Origin of the sequence: Neisseria sp. HMSC064E01, from assembly GCF_001808875.1 — a bacterium.
Classification (GTDB): domain Bacteria; phylum Pseudomonadota; class Gammaproteobacteria; order Burkholderiales; family Neisseriaceae; genus Neisseria; species Neisseria sicca_A.
This window is the reverse complement of sequence record NZ_KV794894.1, coordinates 23885-30382: the sequence shown is the minus strand read 5'-3', so window position 1 is coordinate 30382 and position 6498 is coordinate 23885. Positions and strand designations below refer to the sequence as shown.

Below are 6498 nucleotides of genomic sequence, written 5' to 3'. Positions count from 1 at the left end.
GGTCGTCTGAAAAGTTTCAGACGACCTTTTTTTGTTTTATATCAACCTTTTCTCTCATACACCACCGCGCCCGCAAGTTGAATACCCATAACGGCAAAACAACCGAATCACGGGAAATTCAACGGGACAACACCAGACGCCGCACCAATTCCAAATATAGTGGATTAACTTTAAACCAGTACGGCGCTGCCTCGCCTTGCCGTACTATTTGTACTGTCTACGGCTTCGTCGCCTTGTCCTGATTTAAATTTAATCCACTATACATCTTAACCAAAAATAAATATTCTTATCTCATTAAGACACTCCCTAAGACATCCGCTAATTCTCCTCTAACACTCCCCCTCTAGAATGATGTTCAGAAAAAAGAAAAACAAGTCTCCTCACATAACGATAGTCTGCTCACACTGACACGGACGGAACATTATTTTCCCAACCATCGTTTTTCCCCTAAGGAGCGTATCATGAAACTGAATCTGCAAAAAACCACCGCTGCTGTTTTGGCTGTTTTGTTCAGCGCAGGCGTATTTGCCGCCAACGATTACCACAACCCGTTTGATTATGGTTACAAAAACCACAAATACGGCAAAAAATGGGGCAAACCCGCATCTGAAGCCGAAGGCGAAAAAGTGATGAAACACGCTGCCTACCGTTCAGGCGTGTACTACACCAACGTCAACCGCATGCCCGGCAATGTAGACCGCAACGGCGTGAAAACCGTACAGGTCAACGACGCATACACCCGTCAAAACCTCGGCCGCTATGCGTTCAACACCATCAAGAGCGGCGGCTCTGAAGTGTACTACGGCGAGTGGGTCGGCAAAGAATACGCCAAAGGCACCAATCGCGGCGTTTTCTACTCAGGCGACAGACGCGCTACCTCTATGCCGGTATCAGGCGTAGCCAACTACGCAGTTAAAGGTATCAACAACTACACCGGCAACAACCCGATGGTGGGTACTTTGCGCGCAGACTTCGGTCAACGCGTCTTGGCCGGTTCTATGAAGAACAACGCGGTAAACATGGATGTCCATGCCCGCATCAAACCGTCTAGCGCATCGTTTGAAGGCTATGCCCGCGCCAACGGCCACTTCGGTAAAACCGAAGGCCACTTCTTCGGTCACAACGCAAGCGCGCTGGCCGGTGTTGCCAAATTTAAAACCGACCGCAACTTGGATACGGCATACGGCGGTGTAAAACGCTAAAATCCCTAGTTAAGTAAAATGAGTTAAGTAAAATGAAAGCCTGCTTCACGCAGGCTTTTTTAAACACCAGCCCGCCAACCTTCTCAAGGTCGTCTGAAAACCGCCGACCGGAAAGCCGACATCATGTACAAACCGTCTGCCTGCCTTCTCCTGTTTCTCGCCGCGCCCGTCCTTGCCGCGCCCCGTTCTGATTTTTCAGACGATCGTACCGCGCAACGCCTGTGGCAGAACACCCGCCAAACCATGCAGGAACAGGAACAAAAAGTGCGCGAATACCGCCTCGACATTCCCTCGGAAAACATCGGGCAGACAGCCGAAACCGATCCTGAAGCCGACCAAGGCGAAGCCCTGTTTAACGCCGTCAACCACAGCGACTGGCAAACTGTGCGCCCGCTGCTCGAGCGTTATACACAGCAAACCGAATACGATCCTGACATCGCTCTCTTTGCCCGCGCCTCGCTCGCCCGCGGCGAAGGCAGATGGAAAGCCGCCAAACAAGACTACGAAACCCTGCTGCAACGCCACCCCGACTTCACGCGCGGACGGCTCGATTACGCCCGCCTGCTCTTTGAAGGTCGTCTGAACCGCGAAGCCACTTCCGAATTTATGCGCCTTCAAAACGAAGACCTGCCCGAAGCCGTCAAAGAAAACATCGGCCATTTCCGCGACTCTCTAAACCAACGCCAAAGCTGGCAGGGCAGCCTTTCCGTCGGGGCCGTCCACAACAGCAACATCAACGAAGCCAGCGGCAAAGTGTGGTGTAAAACCGAAATCGACGGCGAATGCTGGGAAGAGTTTTCCGGCGACAAACCCATTTCCGCCAACGGCATCAAATACGAAGCCGCCGCCGTCCGCCGCTGGCAGATTAAAGGACACCACGGCATCGCCACCCGCGCGCTCGGCTACGGCCGCTTCTACCGCGACCATAAAGACTTCAACGAACACACGCTCAACCTCAGCGCAGGCTACCAGTTTGAAAACCACCGCCACACCTTCGCCCTTGCCCCGCTTGTCGAATGGAACGGCAGCGGCGGCAAAACCCACAACCGCGCCTACGGCGTACGCAGCGAGTGGAACCTCGACAAAGGCAGCTGGACTTGGAACACCGAAGCCGAGTGGAAACACCTCTCCTATTCCGACAAAACCCGCCTGCTCGACGGCAGCCTCTTCTCCGTTTACAACACCCTATCCTACTTCCCGCGCAACGACCTCATGCTCTACGGCGGCATAGACTGGCAGCAGCGCAAAGCCAAAGAACCGGTGGACAGCTACCGCCTCATCTCCGCACGGCTGGGCGCGGCAAAAATGTTTGAAGCCGGTTTTGACGCCTCCGCCTCCGCCTCCTTCGGCATCCGCAGCCACCGCGAAGAAAACGCCGTACTCGAACAACGCCGCCGCGACAAAGAGCAAACCTACCGCCTCAGCATAGGCGCGGACCGCTGGAAATTCGGCGGACTCAAGCCCGTCCTCAGCTACAAACACCGCCGCGTCCACGGCAACACCGACTGGCTGTACAGCTACAAGCAAAACGAAGTCGGTCTGTCGCTGGTCAAATCGTTCTAACGCAGGATGCAGAAACACAAAGGTCGTCTGAAATTCAGTTTTCAGACGACCTTTTTTCTTTTGACTATATTTGGGCATTGGATTGACGATAGGTTTATTGCGAATAAACCTTACCCAAACACAACCTTCATTTTCACCATCAAGGATACGGGTGTGCCACCAATTTCCCGTCGATATATTCGCCGATATAGACTTTCGAGGCATCAAGATGGAGGCGGTCAAGTTCCTGTTTCAGCCACTCGTCGTCGCGTTTGATGATTTCTAAGATGTCATGGTCGATTTGCCCGTCGGTAATCAAGGGGTAACGCAGGCTTTCGTCGCCGTATTGGATAACGGTAAGCTGCCCGTTTTGCTCCATGACGGCGCGCTTCACGGCAGCAATTTCGTAGATACCGGCGGCACGGAGCTTAAACATCAGGTCGTGTGCGCTGATGCCGTTTTTCATACATTCTTCGGTTTGGATCTCGCCGTTGACAATAACCCAGACGGACTTCCCGTCAATGATGGATTTAACCCAGCGGTTGTTGTTTTTGACGAACTTGAGGCTCAATACCAAAAGCGTCCACAAAACCATCACGAGGAAAAACTGCAAAAGCCCGACGCTGTCGCTGTAAATCACGCCGCCGATGATGCCGCCGAGAACGAAGTTTTGCACTTGGTCCATGGCGGAGGTGGGGGCAAGGTTGCCTTTACCTAAGAGGTTGATTTGAAAAACCAAACCTAAGATGCCCATGAGGAGTTTGAGGGCAAGGAGGGAGTATGCTTCCATGAGTGTGTCCTGTTATTCTTTATCGATGAGTTCGATGTTGTTGTTGACCAGATTGGTGGGCGTGAGCGTGTAGGCAGAGAAGTCTTGATTGAAATGGACTTCGTAGTATTGGTTTTTGATGCCGACGATCATGCCGTTGTATAAGTGCGTGCTGTTGACGCTGATGTCGCGCTTTTCCACTTTTTGGTTTTCAATCAAGGCATTGAGAAAACCGACCATGCGTGATGTATCCGCGGCGAAGTTTTGACGTTCGCTGTATGAGAGGTATTGGATACCGCTGATGAGGATAAGCAGCAGCAGGGCAATGATGCTCAGGTCGCGGTATTTGGTATCCATGCGGTGGCGCAGGTATTGCGATACGGCGAGCAGGAGGACGACGAGCGCGGCGAAAATCAGGACGTATTTCAAGTAGTCGTTGAAATACATATGGTTTTCAAGATAAAAGTGTGTGAAGAATTTCATGATTTTCAAGTCAGTTGGAAGGAATAAAGGTCGTCTGAAAACCAGTTTTCAGACGACCTTTTCGTATTTTGAACTACGCCTCATCTTTAACAGGATGGTCGGGCAAGTATACATCAAAGCGGGTGCTTTTGCCCGTGTATTGGTAGGCGGGTTTTTCGCCGTTGAGATATTCGCCGAGACGCGGGCGTTTGACGACGACGCGTTTTTTGGCAACGGCGCGGGCGGCGGCAAGCAGCTTGGCTTCTTCTTGGGCGGCACCGACGACGCTGTGGAAATACGCCATTTCTTTTTTGACGGCGGCGGATTTTTGACGTTCGGGGTACATGGGGTCGAGGTACACGATATCAGGGCGCGATTGGGCGGCGAGTTCCCGCATCAACTCGACGGCATTGCCGTGACGGAAAGTAATGCGGCGGGCGATGTCTTGAATTTCAGTGTCTTGCAGCGCGCGTTCGAGACCGTCGGCAAGCAGGCAGGCGACGGCGGGATGCTGCTCGAAGGTTTGGACGTTCAAACCGAGCGAGGCGAGGACGAAGCTGTCGCGCCCGAGTCCGCCGGTACAGTCCCAAACGGTCGGTTTGGTTGTGTGGTTGACCGCCTTGGCAATCAGCTCGCCGCCGCCTTTGGTGCGCCGGTATTGGGCTGCGCCGCCGCCGAAATCGACGCGCACGCGCCCTTTCTCCCCCGCGCGGCACAAGCTGACGCCTTCGGCATCGGCAAGCAGGTATTCGCCGCTGTCGGGCAGGTCGGACAAAATCGGAAGCTGGAATTGCCGCGCCAAAAGGCGGGCGGATTCGGTGGCGGTGTCGGCGAGATAAATGGGCGTCATGGCGGTTGCGGGTCGGGGTCGTCTGAAAAGGGCGGATTATATCGGGAATTCGCTTGAAGCCGATACGGATTTTATCCGTTCTTGGAACAAAGGTCGTCTGAAAATCGGATTTCGGGTTTTCAGACGACCTTTTTTTCGCCGTTACATCAAGTCAGCTCAAAAGAGGCGTGGGCGAAGCGGCAAAATCGGCTAGAATAGGTCTGGGAAACCGGAGGTTCGGCGACAGGCCGTTTGAAACCGCCAACCGCCTACATTCCGCCCCGTCGTGCAGCGTCCGCCTTCCCGTCCGTACCGTTTTCGAGTGGAATACATGAATCGTTGGTTTTACACGCAATTATGGCGCATCGCGCCGCCGCTTATCCGTCACTATCTCAAAAAGCGCGCCGCCAAATCGCCCGCCTATCTCTACCACTGGGGCGAGCGTTTCGGCGAGCCGTTTGACCAGCCTGTGCAGCGTCCGATTTGGGTGCATGCCGTGTCGGTCGGCGAAACCCGTGCCGCGCAGCCTTTGGTGGACGCGTTGCGCCGCCATTTCCCCGACGCGCCGCTGCTCATGACCCAAATGACGCCGACAGGCCGCGCCGCCGCAAAAGAATTGTTCCCCGACGCGCAATGCCGTTATCTGCCTTACGACAAGCCCGAATGGGTCGCCCAATTCCTGAAGGAACACAGCCCCCTGTTCGGCGTACTGATGGAAACGGAAATCTGGCCCAACCTCATGCACGCCTGCGCCGACGCGCACGTTCCACTGTTTCTCGCCAACGCCCGCCTGTCTGAAAAATCGCAGCGCGGCTATTTGAAAATCCGCAATCTGTTCGAGCCTGCGCTGCAAACCTTAAGCGGCTGTTTTGCGCAAACCGCCGAAGACGCGGAGCGGCTGCACTTAATCGGCGCGTCCAACGTCCATGTCTGCGGCAACACCAAATACGATATTTCCCCACCCGAACGGATGCGCGCGCTGGCTGCCGCCTTCCGCGAACGCATAGGCGCGCGCGCCGTCGCCGTCTGCGCCAGTACCCGTTTTTACAAAGACCAAGACGAGGCGGCGCTCTTGCTCGAAGCCTGGAAAAGCTATGCCGGCGACGCCTTACTGGTTATCGTGCCGCGCCATCCGGAGAGTTTTCAGACGACCTTTGAAACAGCGCAGGCATTGGGTTATACCGTTCAAAAACGCAGCGACAACCTGCCGGTTTCCCAGCAGACCCAAGTCTGGATCGGCGACAGCATGGGCGAACTCTTTGCCTACTACCTCAGCGCCGATGTCGCCTTTGTCGGCGGCAGCCTCGTGGACAGCGGCTGTCAAAACATCATCGAGCCGATAGCCTGCGGCATTCCGACCGTGTTCGGCTTTTCCACCTACAACTTTGCCGCCGCCTGCCGCAGCGCGTTGGAAGCTGGGGCGGCGGTGCAGGTGCAAAACGCGGACGAATGGCGCACCTTTGTGGCTGCCTGTTTGGAAAATCCGAGCGAGCGCAGCCATTTCGCCCAACAGGCGGCACGCTTCGTCGCCGGCCATCAAGGTGCCAGCCGTCGGATGGCGGACGAAATCGCCGCGTCGGTACGCCATCTGACACACGAAAAAGCTTAAGGACAAAACAAAGCTTATCCACAAACGAAAGGTCGTCTGAAACCCGAATTTGGGTTTTCAGACGACCTTTTGCATTCGCGGCAGC

Annotated in this window: 6 protein-coding genes and 1 pseudogene; 3 read left to right on the top strand and 4 right to left on the bottom strand. The window is 54.9% G+C overall.

What is annotated here, in order from left to right; translation table 11 throughout:
- Positions 1-151: 151 nt before the first annotated feature.
- Positions 152-268, bottom strand: a pseudogene (locus HMPREF2572_RS14745) (IS5/IS1182 family transposase); the annotation flags it as partial.
- 193 nt (positions 269-461) lie between these two features.
- On the opposite strand from HMPREF2572_RS14745, the gene HMPREF2572_RS02875 reads away from it, so the two are divergent.
- Positions 462-1202, top strand: coding sequence for a Slam-dependent surface lipoprotein (locus tag HMPREF2572_RS02875; protein ID WP_070496191.1), 741 nt, complete (start codon positions 462-464; stop codon positions 1200-1202).
- Between the two features lie 123 nt (positions 1203-1325).
- Positions 1326-2765, top strand: a complete 1440-nt coding sequence (locus tag HMPREF2572_RS02870; protein ID WP_070496190.1) for a surface lipoprotein assembly modifier — start codon at positions 1326-1328, stop codon at positions 2763-2765.
- 139 nt (positions 2766-2904) lie between these two features.
- Here HMPREF2572_RS02870 and HMPREF2572_RS02865 read toward each other — a convergent pair whose 3' ends face one another.
- The 3 genes from HMPREF2572_RS02865 to HMPREF2572_RS02855 form a co-directional block, all read right to left on the bottom strand.
- A complete protein-coding gene (locus HMPREF2572_RS02865; protein WP_070496189.1) occupies positions 2905-3534 on the bottom strand; it encodes a DUF421 domain-containing protein in 630 nt (209 codons plus the stop codon).
- 12 nt (positions 3535-3546) lie between these two features.
- A complete protein-coding gene (locus tag HMPREF2572_RS02860) occupies positions 3547-3996 on the bottom strand; it encodes a DUF3290 family protein (protein ID WP_003759394.1) in 450 nt (149 codons plus the stop codon).
- Positions 3997-4069: 73 nt separating this feature from the next.
- Positions 4070-4825: a class I SAM-dependent methyltransferase gene (locus HMPREF2572_RS02855; RefSeq protein ID WP_070496188.1), complete on the bottom strand. Its 756-nt coding sequence runs from the start codon at positions 4823-4825 to the stop codon at positions 4070-4072.
- A 310-nt stretch (positions 4826-5135) separates the two neighbouring features.
- Between HMPREF2572_RS02855 and waaA the strand changes: the two genes are divergently transcribed.
- A complete protein-coding gene (gene waaA / locus HMPREF2572_RS02845) occupies positions 5136-6413 on the top strand; it encodes a lipid IV(A) 3-deoxy-D-manno-octulosonic acid transferase (protein ID WP_070496186.1) in 1278 nt (425 codons plus the stop codon).
- The last annotated feature ends 85 nt before the right edge of the window (positions 6414-6498 follow it).

Bases quoted from the DNA above. Each gene is read 5' to 3' on its own strand.
- HMPREF2572_RS02875 (WP_070496191.1), top strand. From the start codon at position 462: ATGAAACTGAATCTGCAAAAAACCACCGCTGCTGTTTTGGCTGTTTTG.
- HMPREF2572_RS02870 (WP_070496190.1), top strand. From the start codon at position 1,326: ATGTACAAACCGTCTGCCTGCCTTCTCCTGTTTCTCGCCGCGCCCGTC.
- HMPREF2572_RS02865 (WP_070496189.1), bottom strand. From the start codon at position 3,534: ATGGAAGCATACTCCCTCCTTGCCCTCAAACTCCTCATGGGCATCTTA.
- HMPREF2572_RS02860 (WP_003759394.1), bottom strand. From the start codon at position 3,996: ATGAAATTCTTCACACACTTTTATCTTGAAAACCATATGTATTTCAAC.
- HMPREF2572_RS02855 (WP_070496188.1), bottom strand. From the start codon at position 4,825: ATGACGCCCATTTATCTCGCCGACACCGCCACCGAATCCGCCCGCCTT.
- waaA (WP_070496186.1), top strand. From the start codon at position 5,136: ATGAATCGTTGGTTTTACACGCAATTATGGCGCATCGCGCCGCCGCTT.